Source organism: Pimelobacter simplex, from assembly GCF_024662235.1.
In the GTDB taxonomy this organism is placed as follows: domain Bacteria; phylum Actinomycetota; class Actinomycetes; order Propionibacteriales; family Nocardioidaceae; genus Nocardioides.
Window position 1 is genome coordinate 4,157,290 of the sequence record NZ_CP096276.1, and the last position, 17,493, is coordinate 4,174,782.

Sequence of the window (17,493 nt, forward strand, 5' to 3'; positions counted from 1 at the left end):
TCGAGAGGTGGACGAGAGGGACGAAAGGGACGAGAAGGAGGCGAAGGCCGCCGCCCGGGCCCGGATCGAGCAGCAGCAGACCTGGGTCGACCTCCAGGTCCGCCAGGCGATGGAGCGCGGCGAGTTCGACGACCTGCCCGGCGCCGGCAAGCCCCTCGAGGGCCTCGGCGAGACCCACGACCCGGACTGGTGGGTCAAGCGGCTCGTCGAGCGCGAGCGCATCACCGTGCTGCCGCCCGCGCTCCAGCTCCGCAAGGACGACACCGAGCTCGACGCCGCCCTCGACCGGCTGGCCTCCGAGCGCGAGGCACGCGCCTTCGTGGAGGACTTCAACGCCCGGGTCATCCGCGCCCGCTACACCCCCGTCGACGGACCGCCGCTGATCACCCTGCCGCGCGACGTCGACGCGACCCTCGCCGCCTGGCACGAGCGGCAGGCGGCCGCGGCCGAGCGGCGCCGGGCGGCACAGGCGCTCAGCGCCGCTGCAGCTCCCAGGCGGCGCGGAGTGCTTCGCGGATGGCCGCGGCGTCGCCGCTGAGCATCGCCTGCACCTTGCGGTGCCCCTCGTAGCGCGGCGGTACGCCGAACGTCCCGGGATGCGCCGCGACCAGGTGCTCGCGCGCGACCGGGTCGGCCCGGACCACCAGCTCGTCGGCGGCGACCAGGCGGGCGACGAGGCGGTCGTCGACGTACCAGGCCGGGTGGGCGGGGGTCCCCTTGCGCCGGCAGCCCGGCAGCGAGCGCGCGAAGTCGTCGACCTCCTCGGGCGTCACCCCAGCACGCTACGCCGCGGCGGACGTCTCGGCGAGAGATCCGTCATACCCGCGAGACGTGACTCGCCGGTAGGTTGCGATCCGTGAGCCACAAGAGCGCCAAGGACTTCTTCCGACCGCTCGCCGTGGGGGCGCCGCTCCCCCTGCGCGAGATCCCCGCCCGGCCGAGCCGCGCCATCCACTTCTTCGACCCGAGCAACGAGAAGATGGCGGCCAAGATCCCCGGGATGATCGGCACGGTCGACGTGCTGCTCGGCAACCTCGAGGACGCCGTCAAGGCCGACAACAAGGTCGCCGCCCGCGAGGGCCTGGTGAAGATCGCCCAGGCCACCGACTTCGGCCCCACCCAGCTGTGGACCCGGATCAACTCCCTCGACAGCCCCTGGGTGCTCGACGACCTCACCACGCTCGTGCCCGCCATCGGCGAGAAGCTCGACGTCATCATGGTCCCCAAGGTGCAGGGCGCCGAGGACATCCACTACGTCGACCGGCTGCTCGCCCAGCTCGAGGCCAAGGCCGGCATCACCAAGCCGATCCTGATCCACGCGATCCTCGAGACCGCACGCGGCGTGGCCAACGTCGAGGAGATCTGCGGTGCCTCCCCGCGCATGCAGGGTCTCTCGCTCGGCCCGGCCGACCTCGCGGCCGACCGCAAGATGAAGACCACCCGCGTCGGCGGCGGCCACCCGGGCTACCTCGTGCGCCAGGACCCGCCGCGCGATGCCGAGGGCAACAGCGTGATCGACGCCCAGCGCGCGGTCTTCCAGCAGGACCTGTGGCACTACACGATCGCCAAGATGGTCGACGCCTGCGCGACCCACGGGATCTACCCGTACTACGGGCCGTTCGGCGACATCGCCGACGTCGTCGCCTGCGAGGACCAGTTCCGCAACGCCTTCCTCCTCGGCTGTGTCGGCACCTGGTCGCTGCACCCGAAGCAGATCGCGATCGCCAACCGGGTGTTCTCCCCCAGCGTCGAGGACATCGCCCACGCCCGCCGCGTGGTCGCCGCCATGGGCGACGGCACCGGCGCGGTGATGATCGACGGCAAGATGGAGGACGACGCCTCCCTCAAGCAGTGCCTCGTCCTGGTCGCCCTCGCCGAGCAGCTCGCCGAGATCGACCCCGAGCTCAAGAAGACCTACGACGCGATCGAGGTGCCCGCCTGATGTCCGAGTTCAAGCCGCTGCGCTCCGTCCTCTACATGCCCAGCTCCAACGAGCGGGCCCTGGAGAAGGCGAAGACGCTCCCCGCCGACGCGATCATCTTCGACCTCGAGGACGCCGTCGCCCCCGACGCCAAGCCCGCCGCCCGCGAGGCCGCGGCCGCCGCGGTCCGGTCCAGCGAGTACGGCACCCGCCACCTCGTCATCCGGGTCAACGGCATCGGCACCGAGTGGCACGACGACGACATCAAGGCCGCCGCGGCGGCCGGACCGGACGTCGTCCTGGTGCCGAAGGTGAACTCCGCCGACGAGGTCCGCCGGCTCGTGGCCGCCCTCGAGGCCGCCGGCGCCCCCGCCCGTACGACGCTGTGGGCGATGGTCGAGACCCCCATCGGGATGCTCAACGCGCTGTCGATCGCGACCGCCTCGGAGCGCCTCACCGGCTTCGTGATGGGCACCAACGACCTCGTCAAAGAGCTGTACGCCGAGCACGTCCCCGGTCGCCAGCCCGTGCTCACCGGCCTCGGCCTGGCCCTGCTCGCGGCCCGCGCCGCCGGCATCGTGATCATCGACGGCGTCTACAACGACGTGAAGAACATCGACGGCTTCCTCGCCGAGTGCGAGCAGGGCCGCCAGATGGGCTTCGACGGCAAGACCCTCATCCACCCCGGCCAGGTCGAGGGCGCCAACACCGCGTTCGCGCCCAGCGCCCAGGCCGTCGAGGACGCCCGCGGGCTGATCCAGGCCTGGGAGGACGGCAAGGGCTCCGGCGTCGTGACCTACAACGGCAAGATGGTCGAGAGCCTGCACGTCGAGTCGGCGGAGCGGACGCTGTCGATCGACGCGGCGATCCAGGCGCTGTCCGCCTGACCGCACCTCCGCTCGCGCCCCCGGGCCGGCCCGCCGTCACGGCAGGCCGGCCCGGGGCCTTTTTCGTGGTCGCGCCACGCCGAGCACTTCGGCGTGGCGCACTATTGCGCGAGCCGTAGTAGCGTGCGGCGCATGGACACCACCCAGCTTCTCCGCGGCGTGCTCGACCTCGCGGTCCTCGCGGTGGTCGAGCGCGAGGACGGCTACGGGTACGACGTCCTGCGCCGACTGCGCGCCGGCGGCCTCAGCGAGGTCGGCGACGCCTCCGTCTACGGGACCTTGCGCCGGCTCTACGCGGCGGGCGCGCTGACGTCGTACGTCGTGCCGTCGGACGAGGGCCCGCACCGCAAGTACTACGGCATCACCCCCGCCGGGCGCGACCAGCTCGCCCAGCAGGCCAAGGAGTGGATCTCCTTCGCCGACACCGTCACCTCCCTGCTTCCCCGCACGACAGGAGCCACGGCATGACCGCCTCCGACGAGACCCTCGTCCTGCACCCCGACGTCACCGCCTTCGTCGACGAGGTACGCCGCCACCTGGGCGATCTCGACGACGAGACCCGCGACGACCTGCTCGGCGGGCTCGAGGCGGACCTCGCCGACCAGCTCGCCGAGGGGACGGGCGCCCCGCTGGGCGATCCCGCCGCCTACGCGGCCGAGCTGCGGTCCGCGGCCGGCCTGCCCGAGCCGCCCTCCCCGCGCCGCCTGCGCCCCGACCCGCGCCGCTGGCAGGCGCTGCCGGGCGAGCTGATGGACCGGAGCCGGGCCTGGTTCCTGGGCTACGCCGAGTCGCCGCGCCTGCGCCCCGCGTGGGACGTCGCGGTCACGCTCCGCCCGGCCTGGTGGGCCCTGCGCGCCTGGGTCGCGGTCTCCGCGATCGACGTCTACGCGGGCTCCTTCGAGCGGGTCTCGCTGATCCCGACGCTGGGCTCGCCGCTCATCGGCCTGGTGGTGCTGGCGGTCGCGGTCACGGTGAGCGCGCTCATCGGCCTCGGGCGGCTCTGGCCCGGCTCGGGCCCCGACCGCAAGGCGGTGGCCCGCCTGCTGCTGCTCGCCGCCAACGTCTATGCCGTGGTGCTGCCCTTCGCGGCGGACTTCCAGGGCCGCGGGGTCATCGACGACACCTACGACAGCTACTCGATCGGCTGGAACGACGCGCTGCGCCAGAGCGGCGTAATGTCGAGCGGGCGGCCGGTCACCGACATCTTCGCGTACGACGCTGCGGGCAAGCCGATCGACCAGGTCCAGCTCGTCGACCAGGACGGTCGCCCGATCAGCATCCGGCTGCGCGACGCGATCCGCGACGACTTCACCGAGCGGCGCTCGGTCCCGTGCCCGGCGTACAACGGCGACACCCCCGTCACCAATGCGTTCCCGTTCGCCCGGCTGCCGCTCGTCGACGGTCGCTGCACGCCGGAGCGGGCCGCCGCCGGGGCGACGAAGCCGACGCCTCCGCTGGCGTCGCTGCCGCCGATCACTCCTGCGTGGCCGGTCCCCGAGGTCCCAGCAGCCGAGTGATCAGCTGGAGCGAGGCCCGGTCCTCGAGCCCGAGCGCCCGCACCCGCTCGACGTAGAGCCGAGCGGCTTCGCGGGCCTCGCGCTCGACCCCGGAGCCGGCGACGAAGCTGCCCGCCCGGCCGCGGGTCTCGATCAGACCGGCGGTCTCGAGCTCGCGATAGGCGCGCGCCACGGTGTTGGTGGCGACGCCGAGGTCCTCGGCGAGACGGCGTACGGTCGGCAGCCGGTCGCCCGCGCGCAGCCGCTCGTGCTCGATCTGGTCGGCAAGCTGCGACCTGATCTGCTCGTACGGCGGCACCGGGCCGCCCGGGTCGAGGACGATCACGCGGCGCCTCCCACCGACAGGACCTGACCGGCGGGGACGTCGGGCCACAGCCGGTCCCGGAAGCGGGCCCGGCCGTGCAGGGCGAGCCCCGAGGCGACGCCGGCGACGGCGATCGGGACGACCCACAGCCCGGAGGGCAGCGCGGGGTCCGCCGAGGCCAGGGTGAGCCCCAGGCAGTAGCCGGCCAGGGCGAGCTGCTGGAGCGTGGTGCGCATCCTGGCCGCCCGCCAGGCGTCCTGGAGGTAGAGGTGCGCCGCGTCGACGGCCGGCTCGGGCCGGCGGGACACGGCGACCACGGAGCCGGCGACGGCGAGCGTCACCAGCACCATCACCGCACCGGCCACCACGAGGCCCCGCTCGCCCCAGCGCACGCCGAGGCCCGCCGCACCGGCGCCGAGGAGCGCCCAGACCGCGAACGCGGCCGGCGCCGTCGGCGGGAGGTAGTCGCCGACCCGCACCGCGCGCGGGCGCGCCACGCTCACCTGTCCGGGGCGGACCGGGAAGTCGCGGCCGGCCAGCAGCAGCCGACCGACGGCGGCGATCGGGACCACGACGGCGAAGAGGACGAGCGGGCTGGTCGCCCGGTCCGGGCCGAGCAGGAACACCGCGACGACGGCGAGCGCGGCGACCGCCAGCACCCACCGCTCGCGCCGGTGGGCCCGGTCCACCGCGGCCATCAGCTCGGGCGCGATCCACAGGTCGTTGTCCTGGGCGAACCGGTGCCCGGCCCTCGTCAGGCTGCGGCGCGTCGGCAGCGCGAGCCAGGCCGCGGCGACCAGACCGGCCACCACGAGGAAGCGCTCGAACCCGTCCACGAGGGACATGCTACATAACCAGACTCTGTAGCAACACCCGTCAGGATCCCGCGAGCAGCTCCTCGAGCAGGTCGGCGACGACCCGCTGCTCCTGGGCGTAGGGGTGGTACTCCAGGGCCCGCTCGACCGGGACCAGTCCGGCGACCCACGGGTCGGCGGAGCAGATGTCGTGCCCCTCGGACGCCGTCCAGACGTCGACGTAGTCGATGCCGGCCTGGGTCGCGGCGTCCTGCTGGGCCTGGACGACGCGCTCGATGAGGTCGCGGGCGAAGGGGTAGTCGCCCTTGGCCAGCGGGAGCAGGTCGCAGGTCCCGCTGGCGGGGAACATCTGGGGGTAGCCGACCATCACGATCCGGGCCTTGGGCGCGCGCTCGCGGATCTTCTTCACGGCTTTGCCGAGGCGGCGGGCCAGCGTCGTGACCTGGGACCCGAGACCGTCGCGCGCCTGGTCGCCGAGCTCGGCGCAGGGTGCGCCCTGGCGGTCCTTGAGGGCGAGGCCGACGCAGGTGGTGACGAGGGTGCCGAACGCCTTGCCGTCGTTGCCGCCGATGCTGAGGGTGACCAGGTCGGTGTCGGCGGTGAGCGCGTCGAGCTGGGGCGGGACGGGCGCGCCGTTGGGCGGGGTCTGGGACGCGGTGAGGCTCTCGGACGTCGCCCCGCCGCAGCTCACGTCGGTCAGCTCGAGGCCGAGCCGGTCGGCGAGCAGGTGGGGGTAGTTGCCGGCCGTCTGCTCGCAGCCCTGGGCGCCGGTGGTGACGCCGAGGCGCGGGCCGGCGGTGTAGGAGTCGCCGAGCGCGACGTACCTGCCCCCCTCGGCGACGGCCTCGGTCGGGCTCGCGGTCGTCGGTCCCGGATCCGGGTCGCCGGTGCAGCCGGCGAGCAGGACGCTGCCGGCGACGACGACGAGCAGACCGCGGAAGGCGGGCTTCATGCCTGCATCTCCTCCACCCCCAGGGCAATGGTCAGTGCCAGGACGCTATCGGGGTCCTCCAACCGGTCGCCGAACAGGTCGCGCAGCTGGTTCATCCGGTAGCGGATCGTCTGGGGGTGCACGAACAGCGCGGCCGCGACCTCGTCGCGCCGCCCCTGGTGGAGCAGCCAGGCGCGCAGGGTCTCGCGCAGCTTGGCCGCCGTCGCGGGGCGCAGCTCGTCGAGGGGGGCGAGGACGGCGCGGCGCAGGTCGCCGAGGGCGTCGGGGTCGGCGGTGAGCACGAGCCGGGGCAGGTGCGCCTCGGTGTCACCGGCCAGACCGAGCTGGTAGGCCCGCAGCGCCCGGTCGTACGACGCCCGTACGTCGAGCCAGGGCCGGGCCGGGCCGACCAGGCCGGCCCGGTCGCGCACCGCGCGCAGCAGCGGCGCCCGCCGCCGGCCGTGGGCGTCGGGCACCAGCAGCACCGCGGAGCCCTCGACCTCGGGGACGTCGGCGACCTGGAGGGTGCCGCGGCGTACGGACTGCATCAGCGAGCCGGTCTGGGAGTCGGGCACGATCACCGCGGTCAGCGTCGTCGGCACCGCCCACTCCGCGCGCTCGGCGGAGGCCAGCAGCGTCGGCTCGGGAGCACCGGTGAAGAGGTGCCGGGCCAGGCGCTCCAGCATCCGCTGCCGGATCCGGCCCTCGCTGGCGGACTCGTCGCGGTGCCCCGCCACGGTGGCGCCGGAGAGCTCGTCGATGTAGTTGAAGACCAGCTCGGCGAACGAGGCCATCGTCGCGGGCTGGATGCCCTGGGCGACGGCCGCGGCGGACAGGTGCTGCCACGAGACCCGCGCCCCGATCCGGTACGCCGACAGCAGCGCGTCGATCGTGCGCCCGCTGCGGACCTCGCCCCGGCCGAGCTGGTAGGCGCCGTCGAGCGCCGAGGCCTGCGGCGCCAGCTCGTCGGGCCCGCGGCGGTCGCTGAGCAGCGAGAGGAAGCCGCCGAGGGCCACCTGGACCGCCGTCCGGATGATCTCGCCCATCGGCCCGCCGAAGGCGTCCTCGTAGGCCGGCACCTCCTGGATGATCTGCTCGACGACGTCGTCGGCGACGGCCGGCAGCTCGGCCCGGATCGCGGCCACCGTGGCCGGTGGCAGGAGCGCATCGCCGGTCCGTGACCGGCGCAGGGACCTTCGCGGCATGGAAGCGCTCCCTTTTTGTTCGTGGTGAATAAATCAGACCTGTCGATTCACCGGCTGAGGTCATGAGTTTAGCGTCATCCGCTGGGAGTCTTGGTGTTGTGAGTACGACGACCGCCGCACCTTCCGCGGCCCAGCGCCCCGCCTCGGGCCCGCGCCGGCTCCGCACCGGCCTGCGCAGCCTGCTCGACGCCGCCGTGACCCCGCTCAGCGTGGACGACCTGCTCGACCACTTCGCCCCCCTGCGCCCCGGAGCCGCTGTCGGCCTCCAGGGCCGGATCGTCTCGGTCGCCTCCGAGACCGAGGACGCCGCGACCATCGTGGTCAAGCCCGGCCGCGACTGGGACGGGCACATCCCCGGGCAGTACGTCCGCGTCGGTGTCGACGTCGACGGCGTCCGCCTGTGGCGCACCTACTCCCTGACCCACGGCCCGCGCCGCGACGGGCACATCTCGATCACTGTCAAGGCGATCCCCGGCGGTGCGGTCTCCCAGCACCTCGTGCGCACCGCGCGTCCGGGCCAGATGCTCCAGCTCGCCCAGGCCGAGGGCGACTTCGTGCTGACGCCGCCTCAGTCCGGGCAGCGCCAGAAGCTGCTCCTGGTCACCGCCGGCTCCGGCATCACCCCGGTGATCGGGATGCTGCGCAACCTCTACTCGCGCAACGAGGCCGACGCCCGCGCGGCCTACGACATCGTGCTCGTGCACTCGGCAATGAAGCGCGACGAGGTCATCTTCGGCGCCGAGCTCCGCGCCCACGCCGACGCCGGCCGGCTCCGCCTCATCGAGCGGCACACCGACACCGACGGGCTGCTCACCACCGACGACCTCGAGACCGAGGTCCCCGACCTGGCCGAGCGCACGGCGTACGCCTGCGGCCCGGCGGGTCTCCTCGACACGCTCGAGGCCTACTACGGCGAGCGCCGGCTGACCCTCCACACCGAGCGGTTCCGGCCCACCGTCGTCGACGTCGCCGCCGAGGGCGGCACGCTCACCTTCGCCGGCTCGTCCGCGGCGAACGTCGAGACCGACGGCTCCGTCCCGATCCTCGACGCCGCCGAGTCGGCCGGCGTCCTCATGCCCAGCGGCTGCCGGATGGGCATCTGCATGGGCTGCGTGCTCCCCATGAAGTCAGGCGCCGTGCGCGACCTGCGCAACGGCGAGCTCACCGTCGCGGTCCCGGGCGAGACCCACCCCGACGGCGTCAAGATCCAGACCTGCATCAGCGCCGCTGCCGGCGACTGCACCTTCGACCACTGAGGACCCGTGATGACCACGATCACCAACAAGGCCCAGAACCCCACCGCCCACCTCTCGCCCGAGGACATCGAGGCGCTCGGCGCCGAGCTCGACGCGATCCGCCAGTCCGTCCTGGACGCGCGCGGCGAGAAGGACGCGGCGTACATCCGCAAGATGGTCGACATCCAGCGCAAGCTCGAGCTCGCCTCGCGCGCCACCCTGCTCGTCAGCATCTTCCCGCCCGCGTGGGTGGCCGGCACCGTCGGCCTCTCGGTCGCCAAGATCCTCGAGAACATGGAGATCGGCCACAACGTCATGCACGGCCAGTGGGACTGGATGCGTGACCCCAAGATCCACTCCACCACCTGGGAGTGGGACAACGCCTCGACCGCCGACGGCTGGAAGCACTCGCACAACGAGGTGCACCACACCTACACGAACATCGTCGGCAAGGACAACGACCTCGGCTACGGCATCATGCGCGTCGACGAGGAGCAGCGCTGGTACCCGATGTACCTCGCCCAGCCGCTGTGGAACTTCATCAACGCCTGCTTCTTCGAGTACGGCATCGCGGCCTACGACCTCGAGCTCGGCAAGAACCTGTCCAAGCCCAAGGACAAGCGCCCCGAGTCGTTCAAGAAGGCCGCCAAGGCCACGCTGCGCAAGATCCGCAAGCAGGCCACCAAGGACTACGTCGTCAACCCCGCGCTGGCGCTGCCGACCGGCTCGTTCCTGCCCGCGCTCGCCGCGAACTTCACCGCCAACGTCGTGCGCAACCTGTGGTCGCACTCGGTCATCATGTGCGGTCACTTCCCCGAGGGCGTCGAGACCTTCGAGCTCAAGTCGATCCCGGAGAAGGAGACCCGCGGCGAGTGGTACCTGCGCCAGATGCTGGGCTCCGCCAACATCTCCGGCTCCCCGCTGATGCACATCATGACCGGCAACCTGTCGCACCAGATCGAGCACCACCTCTTCCCCGACCTGCCGAGCAGCCGCTACGCCGAGGTGGCGCCCCAGGTCCGCGCGGTCTTCGAGAAGTACGGGCTCAACTACCACTCGGCGCCGCTCCCGCAGCAGGTCTACAGCGCCTGGCACCGCGTGGTCCGGCTCTCGCTCCCCAACGGCTGGCTGGCCACCACCAACGCCAAGAACCTGCCCACGCAGCTCAAGCTGCTCTACGCGCTCGCGACGGCCGACCGTCGTACCCGCCGGGTGATCCAGCTGCGGCTCGAGCGCGAGGCCCGCAAGATCGAGGCGGCCAAGGCCGCCTGAGGCCCGGTCAGGCGTCGGCGACGTACTTGTAGCCGACGCCGTAGACCGTGACGAGGTGCACCGGCTCGGCCGGGTCGCGCTCGAGCTTGCGGCGCAGGTTCATCACGTGCACGTCGACCGTGCGCTCGAGGGCGTCGTGGTCGAAGCCGAACGCGGCCTCGAGCAGGCGCTGTCGGCTGAACACCCGGGACGGCTGCTGGACCAGCGTGCGCAGGATCCGGAACTCCGCCGGGGTGCACGCCACCGGCCTCCCGGCGAGGGTGACGAGGTGCTGGTCCTCGTCGAGCACCAGCGAGCCCGCCCGGAGCACCGCGGCGCCCGGCTCGGGCCGGGTCCGACGCAGCACGGCCTCGACCCGGGCCACCAGCTCGCGCGGGCTGAACGGCTTGGTCACGTAGTCGTCGGCACCGAGCCCGAGCCCACGCACGAGGTCGTCCTCGGTGGTGCGCGCGGTCAGGAAGATGACCGGCACCTCGCCCTCCGCGCGCAGCACGTGGCACACGTCGTGGCCGTCGAGGACCGGCATCATGATGTCGAGGATCGCCAGGTCCGGCTCCCGGCGGCGGCACTCGGCCAGCGCGGCCTGCCCGTCGTGCGCCTCGACCACCTGGTGCCCGGCACGCTCGAGGTAGGTGCGCACCAGGGCGGCGAGCTTGCGGTCGTCGTCTGCCACCAGGATCCGCGCGCCCACCCGACGATCCTGGCAGCCGGATGCCAAGAACCTGTGAAGAACCGAGCACATCGGTTCTTGACGGCCTCTTCACGTCCCGGTGCGACGGTCGCCGCATGCGAACCCCCCTCCTGCTGCCCACGCTCGCGCTCGCCGGCCTGGCGCTGACCGCCTGCACCGACGCGTCCACCCCGGCGCCGCCCGAAGCCACCGGCGCTCCCTCGTCGCAGGCTCCGGCCGCCGTGGGACCGCTCCAGGAGTACCTCGGCGTCGGCAACCGCGAAGCGGGTGGCGACGACGCCCTCGACCTGCGGATCGAGGAGGAGCTCGCCCGGTGCATGGCGGCCGAGGGCTTCGAGTACGTGCCGTACGTCGACACGAGCTTCGACGCGACGGTGACCGCCGACGGGCAGGTCCTGATGAAGCCCGCGGACTTCCCGGACCTGCCGCCCGACGAGTTCGCCGCTCAGTTCGGCTACGGCATCAGCACCAAGGACCTCGGGGCCAAGCGCAGCGCGGCGCAGAAGAACCCGAACGACGCGATCGTCGCGCGGATGAGCGTGGCCCAGCGGGTCGCCTACCACCAGGCGTTCTACGGCAAGCAGATCGCGCTCGACGAGCAGGGCTACCTGGCCGGGACGTCGATCTCGAACTCCGACTCGTCCTGCTCGGGCCGGGCCTACGCACTGGAGCCGACCGACAAGGAGCGCGCCCGGTCCGAGAAGCGGATCACCCGGGTGCAGGAGAGCTTCGCCAGCTTGCTGGACCGGGTCCGCGCGCTGCGCGAGCAGCAGGACCGCGACCCGCGGGTGAGCGCCGCGACCGCCACCTGGGGCACCTGCCTGGCCGCCGCCGGGCACCCCGGCTTCACCGCGCTCGACCAGCCCCGGGCGCACGTGCGCAAGCTCGCCGAGGGCGTGCTCGGGCCCGACCTGGACGGCACCGCCGACGCCGCGCGCCTCGCGGACCTGCGGGCGGTGGAGATCGCGCTGGCCGTCGCCGACACGACCTGCCTCGAGGCGTGGCGGATGACATACGACGTCGTGCAGCGCGACCTCGAGGAGGCCTTCGTGCGGGAGAACCTCGCGGAGCTGGAGGCGTTCCGCTCGGCGATGGCCGCGGCGGTCGCGGATCAGGACTGAGGACCGGCGGGGAGCGAGACGGTGAAGACCGTCCCGCCGCCGGGCCGGCGGGCCGCCGCCACCGCGCCCTCGTGGGCGGCCACCAGCCGCTCGACGATCGCGAGGCCGAGCCCGCTGCCGCCCGTCTCCCGAGCACGCGAGGGGTCGGCGCGGAAGAACCGCTCGAAGACCCGCGGCAGGTGCTCCTCGGCGATGCCCTCGCCACGGTCCGCGACCTCGATCAGCACCCGCGCCGCGCCGTCGCCGGCGCCGCCGGTCGTCCGGACCGCGACGCTCACCACGGCTCCGTCCGGTGAGTGCCGCACGGCGTTGGACAGCAGGTTCGCCAGCACCTGGCGCATCCGCAGCGGGTCGTGCGGGGCGGACGCCGACGCGGCGCCGGTCCGCTCCAGGGTGATGCCGCGGGCCTCGGCCTGCCCGCGCATCGCCGCGAGCGCGGCCTCGACCGTGCCGACGACGTCCCCGGGCAGCCGGCGGACCTCCAGCCGTCCGGCGTCGGCCTGAGCGAGGACGGCGAGGTCGTCGACGACGTGCTGGAGCAGGACCGCCTCCTCCAGCAGCGACTCGTTCCAGGCGTCGTCGCGCTCCAGGACCCCGTCGCGGCCCGCCTCGAGGTAGCCGCGCAGGTTCGACAGCGGGGTGCGCAGCTCGTGCGCGACGTCGCTGACCATCCGCCGGCGCTGCTCGTCGGAGACGGTCAGCGCCGCGGCCATCTCGTTGAACGATCGGCCCAACCGGGCGACCTCGTCGTGCCCGGCGACCGGCACCCGGGTGGCGAGCTCGCCGGCCGCCATCTCCTGGGTCGCCGCGGTGAGCCGGCGTACCGGGCGCAGCACGCGGCGCGAGGCCAGCAGGCTGGCGACGACGGCCGCGGCGAGGATGACCACCAGCGCGACGACGATGCGCCCACCGCCGATCCGGCTGATCAGGCCGCGCTGCACCGCCCGGGTCTCGGTCACGTAGAGCACGGCGCTCGGCGCGACCAGCGGCCGCAGGTGCCGGGTCAGCGCCGAGGTCGCGCAGTCCTCCCACGCGCGGCGCTGCGCGGCGGTCAGGTCGGGCAGCTGGATCGTCACCAGGTCGGGCGGACCGTAGAGGCGCAGCACGTCGACCGGGACGTCGCGGCGACGCAGGCAGCGGTACTCGTCGAGGGCCACGGCGTTCTGGAGGCGGGCGATGTCACCGACGGCTCCCGTCCCGGTGGCCGCGCGCGGCAGCGACCGGTCGGCGCAGTCGACGAGGACGACCAGCGTGCTCGGCAGCGCCCGCGTCCCGGCGCCGGCGGCGGACCGGCCCGAGCAGACGCCGACGGCCTGGTGGTCGCGGCGGACCGCGGCGCGCAGGCCCGCTCCGTCGGGGCGCGCCGCCAGCAGCGACGGCGGCAGCGCCAGGTCGTCGTACGCCGTGGGGGCTGGGCGACCGCCTCGGCCAGGATCGCGGCCATCGGGTCGAGCACGGCCGTCGGCTCGCCCGGGTCGGCGGCGCCGGCCGTCGGCTCGCCCGGGTCGGCGGCGCCGGCCGTCGTCCCCTCGTCGGAGCTGGCGCCGGAGCCGGAGCGGGCGAGCGGCGCGCGGTCGACGTCGGTGATCACGATCCGGCGCTCCGCCGAGGCGGCCAGCTCGGTCAGCAGTCCCCCCGCGTGCGACCAGCCGGCGCTGCCGCGGCCGTAGGCCTCCAGCCGCTGCACGATCTCCCGGTCGACGTGGGCGACGCGGACCTGCTCGCGCTCCGCGCTGAGCCGGGCGGCCTGGGTGGTGAGCAGCGCGGTCGCGACGCTGGCGACGGCGGCGACCAGCACCGAGGCGAGGATCGAGCGACCGAGCAGGCCCGGCGGGCTCACGGCTCCAGGACCCCGCGCGTCGTCACCCGGGACATCCTGGCACCGGACTGCGAAGAACATGTGAAGAAGCGGACGGCTCGTCCCGACACCGGATCTTCACAACTCGCTGCCAGCCTGCGGCCCATGATCAGAAGGTTCCGTGCGCTCGTGCTGGTCCTCCTCGGCTCGCTGCTCTTCGCGGCCGTCGGGTACGCCGCGGCGCTGGCGATGTCGCCCTCCCGCGGCGACCAGGCCGCGCCGCCCAGCGGTCCGGTCACCGCCGAGGTCGGGCTGCGCCGGCTCACCTCGTCGGTGGTCGTCCGCGGCGACGCCGGCTTCGCCGACCCGGTCGAGCTCGTCGTGCGCACGGCAGCACCGATCCCCGTGGTGACCCGCCTCCCGAAGCACCGGGGCGCCGCCGTGCGGGCGGGCGAGGTGGTCCTCGAGGTCGCCGGCCGTCCGGTGGTCGCCCTGACCGGTTCGCTGCCCGCCTACCGCGACCTCGCGCCAGGCGCCGCCGGCCCTGACGTGCGCCAGCTCGAGACGGCGCTCGCGGCGCTCGGGCTCGACCCGGGCGACGTCGACGACGAGTTCACCGCGGCGACCGGGGCCGCGGTCGGGCGGCTCTACGCGCGGCTCGACTACCCCGCGCCGCCGAGCGCGGGGCTGCCGATGAGCGAGGTGACCTACGTGCCGAGCCTGCCGCGGCGCGTCGACCGGATGCCGACCCGTCTGGGCGCGCCCCTCTCGGCCAAGCCGATCCTGCTGTCCGGCACCGAGCTGGTGGTGACGATCGGGCTCACCACGGCCGACACCGCCCTGCTCCGGGCGGGGATGCGTGCGGTCGTCGAGGTACCCGGCGGGCGGTCCGTGCGCGGCCGGCTGGGGCCGGTCACCACGACCGCGACCGGCGGGCGCACGACGGTGCGTCCGCTGCGCCTGACCGAGCGGCAGCGGCAGGCTCTGCGCGGGGCGAACGTGAAGGTGACCGTGCCGCTGCGCAGCACCGGCGGCCGGGTGCTCGTCGTACCGCTGGCGGCGTTGAGCACGGACGCCGCCGGCGCGGTCCGCGTGGTGCGGGTCGACGCCGACGGCTCGACGCAGGTGGTCGCGGTCGAGACCGGCCTGTCCGCGCAGGGCTTCGCGGAGGTCCGGGGCGACGGCCTCGCCGCCGGCGACCGCGTGGTGGTCGGCCGATGAGCACGTCCACGGCCGTCATCGAGCTCAGCGGGATCGGCCGCCGCTTCGCCGGGGACCCGCCCGTCGACGTCCTGCACGACGTCGACCTGACCATCGGGGCAGGCGAGTTCGTGGCGATCGTCGGCCCGTCCGGGTCGGGCAAGTCGACGCTGCTCAACATCCTCGGGCTGCTCGACTCCCCCACTGCAGGGCGCTACCTGCTCGACGGCATCGACACCGCCACGGTGAACCACCGCGGCCGGGCCCGGCTGCGGGCCGGGCGGCTGGGCTTCGTCTTCCAGGCGTTCCAGCTGCTGCCGCAACTGACGGTCCGGGAGAACGTCAGCCTCGGCGGGCTCTACCTCGGGCTGTCCCTGCGCGAGCGCGGCCGCCGGGCCGACGTCCTGCTCGACCGGGTCGGCCTCGGGCACCGCCGGGACGCCCGGCCCGCCACCCTGTCCGGCGGCGAGCGCCAGCGCGTCGCGATCGCCCGGGCGCTGGTGGCGGACCCGAGCGTGCTGCTCGCCGACGAGCCGACCGGCAATCTCGACACCGCGAGCGCCGCCGCGGTGCTCACCCTGTTCGCCGAGCTGCACACCGAGGGCGCGACGATCGCGATGATCACCCACGACCCCGGGGTCGCGGACCGCGCCGCCCGGAGCGTGCGGATCGTCGACGGACGGGTCGACGGACGGGTCGACGGATGAGCCGCGAGCGGGGCCGCCTGCGCACCCACCTCGGCGAGGCGATGGCCGGGGTCTCCGCCCGTCCCGGCCGGCTGGCGCTGACGATGCTCGGCGAGGCGCTCGGCCTCGCCGCGCTCGTCGCCACGGTCGGTCTGGCCACCACCGCGAGCGGCCAGGTGGCCGACCACTTCGACCGGGCCGCCGCCGACCGGGTCACGGTCCAGGTCGAGCCGTCCCGTGCGGAGCGCGGCGCCCGGCTGCCCGAGGACGCCGCGGACCAGGTCCGCCGGCTCGACGGCGTCGAGGCCGCGGGGACGCTGACCCGGCTGCCGGTGACCGATCCGGTCCGCACGGTGGCGGTCGTCGACCCGCAGGCACCGCCCGATCCCCTGCTCCCGGTGCTGGCCGCCTCACCGGGACTGCTCGACGCCGTCGACGCCCACGTCACCGGCCGCCCGTACGACGACGGGCACGTCGCCCGCGCCGACGCCGTCGCGCTGCTGGGGGCAGGCGCGGCCCGCCGGCTGGGGCTCGGCGACCTGGCGCACGGTCCCGCCGTCTTCGTCGGCGACCGGGCGCTGACCGTCATCGGCATCATCGACGACGTCAGCGGGCGCGGCGAGCTCCTCGACTCCGTCGTGGTCCCGGAGACGACGGCGGCCCGCCTCTTCGGCTGGACCGGCGCGCTGTCGCTGCAGGTCCAGGTCGCCCCGAACGCGGCCGAGACCATCGCCCGGCAGGCCCCGCTGGCCGTCGCGCCCCAGGACCCCGGGATCGTCGTCGCCGCGGCCCCACCGACCGATGCGGCGCTGCGCGACCGCGTGGAGGGCGACGTCTCGTCGCTGCTCGTGCTGCTGGGCCTCGTCGCCCTGGTGGCGGGCGGGGTCGGGATCGCGAACATCATGCTGTTGTCCGTCATGGAGCGGATCGGCGAGATCGGGCTGCGCCGCGCGCTCGGGGCGACCCGGGGCGACCTGATGACCCAGTTCCTGGCCGAGAGCGCCGTGGTCGGGCTGCTCGGCGGAATCGTCGGGACCAGCCTGGGCTTCGTCACCAGCATGCTGGTCGCGCTGAGCCGGGACTGGACGCCGGTGCTCGACGTACGCCTGCTCGCCGCGCCGCTGGCCGGACTCGTCGTCGGCGTCCTCGCGGGCGCCTTCCCCGCCTGGCGCGCGGGCTCGCTGGAGCCCGCCCAGGCGCTGCGCACCCTCTGACCGACCGGCGTCAGCCGCGCCGGCGCGGGAAGACCTCCAGCGCCCGGCGGTACAACGCCACCGCCGCGAGCTGGGAGTCCACGCCCAGCTTGCGGCGCAGCGACTTCACCTGGCTGCGAACGGTCCCCTCGGCGACGCCGGACGCGAGCGCGATGCGCTGGACCGAGACGCCGTCGTAGAGCTCGCCGAGGATCTCGTACTCGCGGTGGGTGAGCTGCTCCATGCGGCGCACGAGCGAGCGCTGCTCCTCGGCGACGTCGGCCCACTCGCGCAGGGCGCGCTCGCGCACGCGCGGCGGGGTCGGGGAGAGCCCGGCGAGCATCTGGCGGATGGCGACGGCGAGGCCGGCGGTGGAGGTCGAGGTCGGGAGCACGCCGGTCGCGCCGGCGGCGAGGACGGTGCCCCAGCGCGGGCCCGGGGCGCTGTCGGTGAGCACGAGCCAGCGGATCGGCTCGCGGCCGAGGATGATCTCGACGTCGTGGAGGAGGTCCGGGGTCTCCAGGTCGCAGAGGATCACGCCGACCGAGGCGCGGCTGCCGTGGAGGCTCTGCCGGAAGGTGCGCATGGCGCCGCGGCGCGGCCACTCGATGGGGACCGGGACCAGGCCGCGCGCCTTGAGCGCAGCAGCGATGGCCTGGCCGACCAGCCGCCGCTCAGCGACCAGCGCGACCCGGCGCGGCGGGTCGGGAACCATGG

The 17,493-nt window shown here is 74.2% G+C and carries 20 protein-coding genes; 11 read left to right on the forward strand and 9 right to left on the reverse strand.

Annotated elements, in window-relative coordinates; translation table 11 throughout:
- The first annotated feature begins 7 nt into the window (after positions 1-7).
- Positions 8-538 (forward strand): DnaJ family domain-containing protein, encoded by a 531-nt coding sequence (locus tag M0M48_RS20495; RefSeq protein WP_257752541.1) that lies wholly within the window; start codon positions 8-10, stop codon positions 536-538.
- Here M0M48_RS20495 and M0M48_RS20500 read toward each other — a convergent pair.
- Entirely contained in the window at positions 474-773 is a 300-nt protein-coding gene (locus tag M0M48_RS20500; protein ID WP_257752542.1) for a hypothetical protein, read from the reverse strand. The two genes, M0M48_RS20495 and M0M48_RS20500, sit on opposite strands and share 65 nt — an antisense overlap.
- An 83-nt stretch (positions 774-856) precedes the next feature.
- Here M0M48_RS20500 and M0M48_RS20505 point away from each other — a divergent pair, with 83 nt between their 5' ends.
- The 4 genes from M0M48_RS20505 (at position 857) to M0M48_RS20520 (ending at position 4,325) form a co-directional block, all read left to right on the forward strand.
- Entirely contained in the window at positions 857-1,942 is a 1,086-nt protein-coding gene (locus tag M0M48_RS20505; protein WP_215812765.1) for an HpcH/HpaI aldolase/citrate lyase family protein, read from the forward strand.
- Positions 1,942-2,808, forward strand: a complete 867-nt coding sequence (locus M0M48_RS20510) for an HpcH/HpaI aldolase/citrate lyase family protein (RefSeq protein WP_257752543.1) — start codon at positions 1,942-1,944, stop codon at positions 2,806-2,808. Before M0M48_RS20505 ends, M0M48_RS20510 begins: the two co-directional genes overlap by 1 nt.
- A gap of 132 nt (positions 2,809-2,940) precedes the next feature.
- Complete coding sequence (locus M0M48_RS20515; RefSeq protein WP_215812763.1) at positions 2,941-3,276, forward strand: PadR family transcriptional regulator; 336 nt, start codon at positions 2,941-2,943, stop codon at positions 3,274-3,276.
- Positions 3,273-4,325, forward strand: a complete 1,053-nt coding sequence (locus M0M48_RS20520; protein ID WP_257752544.1) for a hypothetical protein — start codon at positions 3,273-3,275, stop codon at positions 4,323-4,325. Before M0M48_RS20515 ends, M0M48_RS20520 begins: the two co-directional genes overlap by 4 nt.
- Here the strand turns inward: M0M48_RS20520 and M0M48_RS20525 are convergent.
- The 4 genes from M0M48_RS20525 to M0M48_RS20540 are packed head-to-tail and all read right to left on the reverse strand — an operon-like array spanning position 4,282 to position 7,580.
- Complete coding sequence (locus M0M48_RS20525; protein ID WP_215812761.1) at positions 4,282-4,650, reverse strand: GntR family transcriptional regulator; 369 nt, start codon at positions 4,648-4,650, stop codon at positions 4,282-4,284. The genes M0M48_RS20520 and M0M48_RS20525 overlap by 44 nt on opposite strands.
- Positions 4,647-5,465 carry a hypothetical protein gene (locus M0M48_RS20530; protein WP_257752545.1) on the reverse strand — a complete coding sequence of 273 codons (819 nt, stop codon included), beginning with the start codon at positions 5,463-5,465 and terminating at the stop codon, positions 4,647-4,649. Before M0M48_RS20530 ends, M0M48_RS20525 begins: the two co-directional genes overlap by 4 nt.
- A 40-nt stretch (positions 5,466-5,505) precedes the next feature.
- Complete coding sequence (locus M0M48_RS20535; RefSeq protein ID WP_257752546.1) at positions 5,506-6,396, reverse strand: SGNH/GDSL hydrolase family protein; 891 nt, start codon at positions 6,394-6,396, stop codon at positions 5,506-5,508.
- On the reverse strand, positions 6,393-7,580 hold the full coding sequence (locus M0M48_RS20540) for a PucR family transcriptional regulator (RefSeq protein WP_215812758.1): 1,188 nt from the start codon (positions 7,578-7,580) through the stop codon (positions 6,393-6,395). Before M0M48_RS20540 ends, M0M48_RS20535 begins: the two co-directional genes overlap by 4 nt.
- Positions 7,581-7,678: 98 nt before the next feature.
- Between M0M48_RS20540 and M0M48_RS20545 the strand changes: the two genes are divergently transcribed.
- Together M0M48_RS20545 and M0M48_RS20550 are read left to right on the forward strand one after the other, a co-directional pair.
- Positions 7,679-8,836 (forward strand): flavin reductase family protein, encoded by a 1,158-nt coding sequence (locus M0M48_RS20545; protein WP_257752547.1) that lies wholly within the window; start codon positions 7,679-7,681, stop codon positions 8,834-8,836.
- A gap of 9 nt (positions 8,837-8,845) precedes the next feature.
- Positions 8,846-10,087 carry a fatty acid desaturase family protein gene (locus tag M0M48_RS20550; protein ID WP_215812756.1) on the forward strand — a complete coding sequence of 414 codons (1,242 nt, stop codon included), beginning with the start codon at positions 8,846-8,848 and terminating at the stop codon, positions 10,085-10,087.
- Positions 10,088-10,094: 7 nt separating this feature from the next.
- On the opposite strand, the gene M0M48_RS20555 is transcribed toward M0M48_RS20550, so the two are convergent.
- On the reverse strand, positions 10,095-10,778 hold the full coding sequence (locus M0M48_RS20555) for a response regulator transcription factor (RefSeq protein ID WP_257752548.1): 684 nt from the start codon (positions 10,776-10,778) through the stop codon (positions 10,095-10,097).
- 95 nt (positions 10,779-10,873) lie between these two features.
- Here M0M48_RS20555 and M0M48_RS20560 point away from each other — a divergent pair, with 95 nt between their 5' ends.
- Positions 10,874-11,899: a hypothetical protein gene (locus tag M0M48_RS20560; RefSeq protein WP_257752549.1), complete on the forward strand. Its 1,026-nt coding sequence runs from the start codon at positions 10,874-10,876 to the stop codon at positions 11,897-11,899.
- On the opposite strand, the gene M0M48_RS20565 is transcribed toward M0M48_RS20560, so the two are convergent.
- The gene (locus M0M48_RS20565; protein WP_257759263.1) at positions 11,890-13,056 is read right to left on the reverse strand and encodes a HAMP domain-containing sensor histidine kinase; all 1,167 of its coding nucleotides are present in this window, start codon (positions 13,054-13,056) and stop codon (positions 11,890-11,892) included. The genes M0M48_RS20560 and M0M48_RS20565 overlap by 10 nt on opposite strands.
- The gene (locus M0M48_RS20570; RefSeq protein WP_257759264.1) at positions 12,972-13,739 is read right to left on the reverse strand and encodes a hypothetical protein; all 768 of its coding nucleotides are present in this window, start codon (positions 13,737-13,739) and stop codon (positions 12,972-12,974) included. Before M0M48_RS20570 ends, M0M48_RS20565 begins: the two co-directional genes overlap by 85 nt.
- Before the next feature lie 123 nt (positions 13,740-13,862).
- Here M0M48_RS20570 and M0M48_RS20575 point away from each other — a divergent pair, with 123 nt between their 5' ends.
- From M0M48_RS20575 to M0M48_RS20585, 3 genes are read left to right on the forward strand one after another with little or no spacing between them, the layout of a single operon-like run.
- Positions 13,863-14,918 (forward strand): hypothetical protein, encoded by a 1,056-nt coding sequence (locus M0M48_RS20575; RefSeq protein ID WP_257752551.1) that lies wholly within the window; start codon positions 13,863-13,865, stop codon positions 14,916-14,918.
- A complete protein-coding gene (locus M0M48_RS20580) occupies positions 14,915-15,604 on the forward strand; it encodes an ABC transporter ATP-binding protein (RefSeq protein WP_257752552.1) in 690 nt (229 codons plus the stop codon). Before M0M48_RS20575 ends, M0M48_RS20580 begins: the two co-directional genes overlap by 4 nt.
- Positions 15,601-16,797 carry an ABC transporter permease gene (locus M0M48_RS20585; RefSeq protein ID WP_257752553.1) on the forward strand — a complete coding sequence of 399 codons (1,197 nt, stop codon included), beginning with the start codon at positions 15,601-15,603 and terminating at the stop codon, positions 16,795-16,797. Before M0M48_RS20580 ends, M0M48_RS20585 begins: the two co-directional genes overlap by 4 nt.
- Before the next feature lie 10 nt (positions 16,798-16,807).
- On the opposite strand, the gene M0M48_RS20590 is transcribed toward M0M48_RS20585, so the two are convergent.
- Positions 16,808-17,491 (reverse strand): helix-turn-helix transcriptional regulator, encoded by a 684-nt coding sequence (locus M0M48_RS20590; RefSeq protein ID WP_215812749.1) that lies wholly within the window; start codon positions 17,489-17,491, stop codon positions 16,808-16,810.
- Between the last annotated feature and the right edge of the window lie 2 nt (positions 17,492-17,493).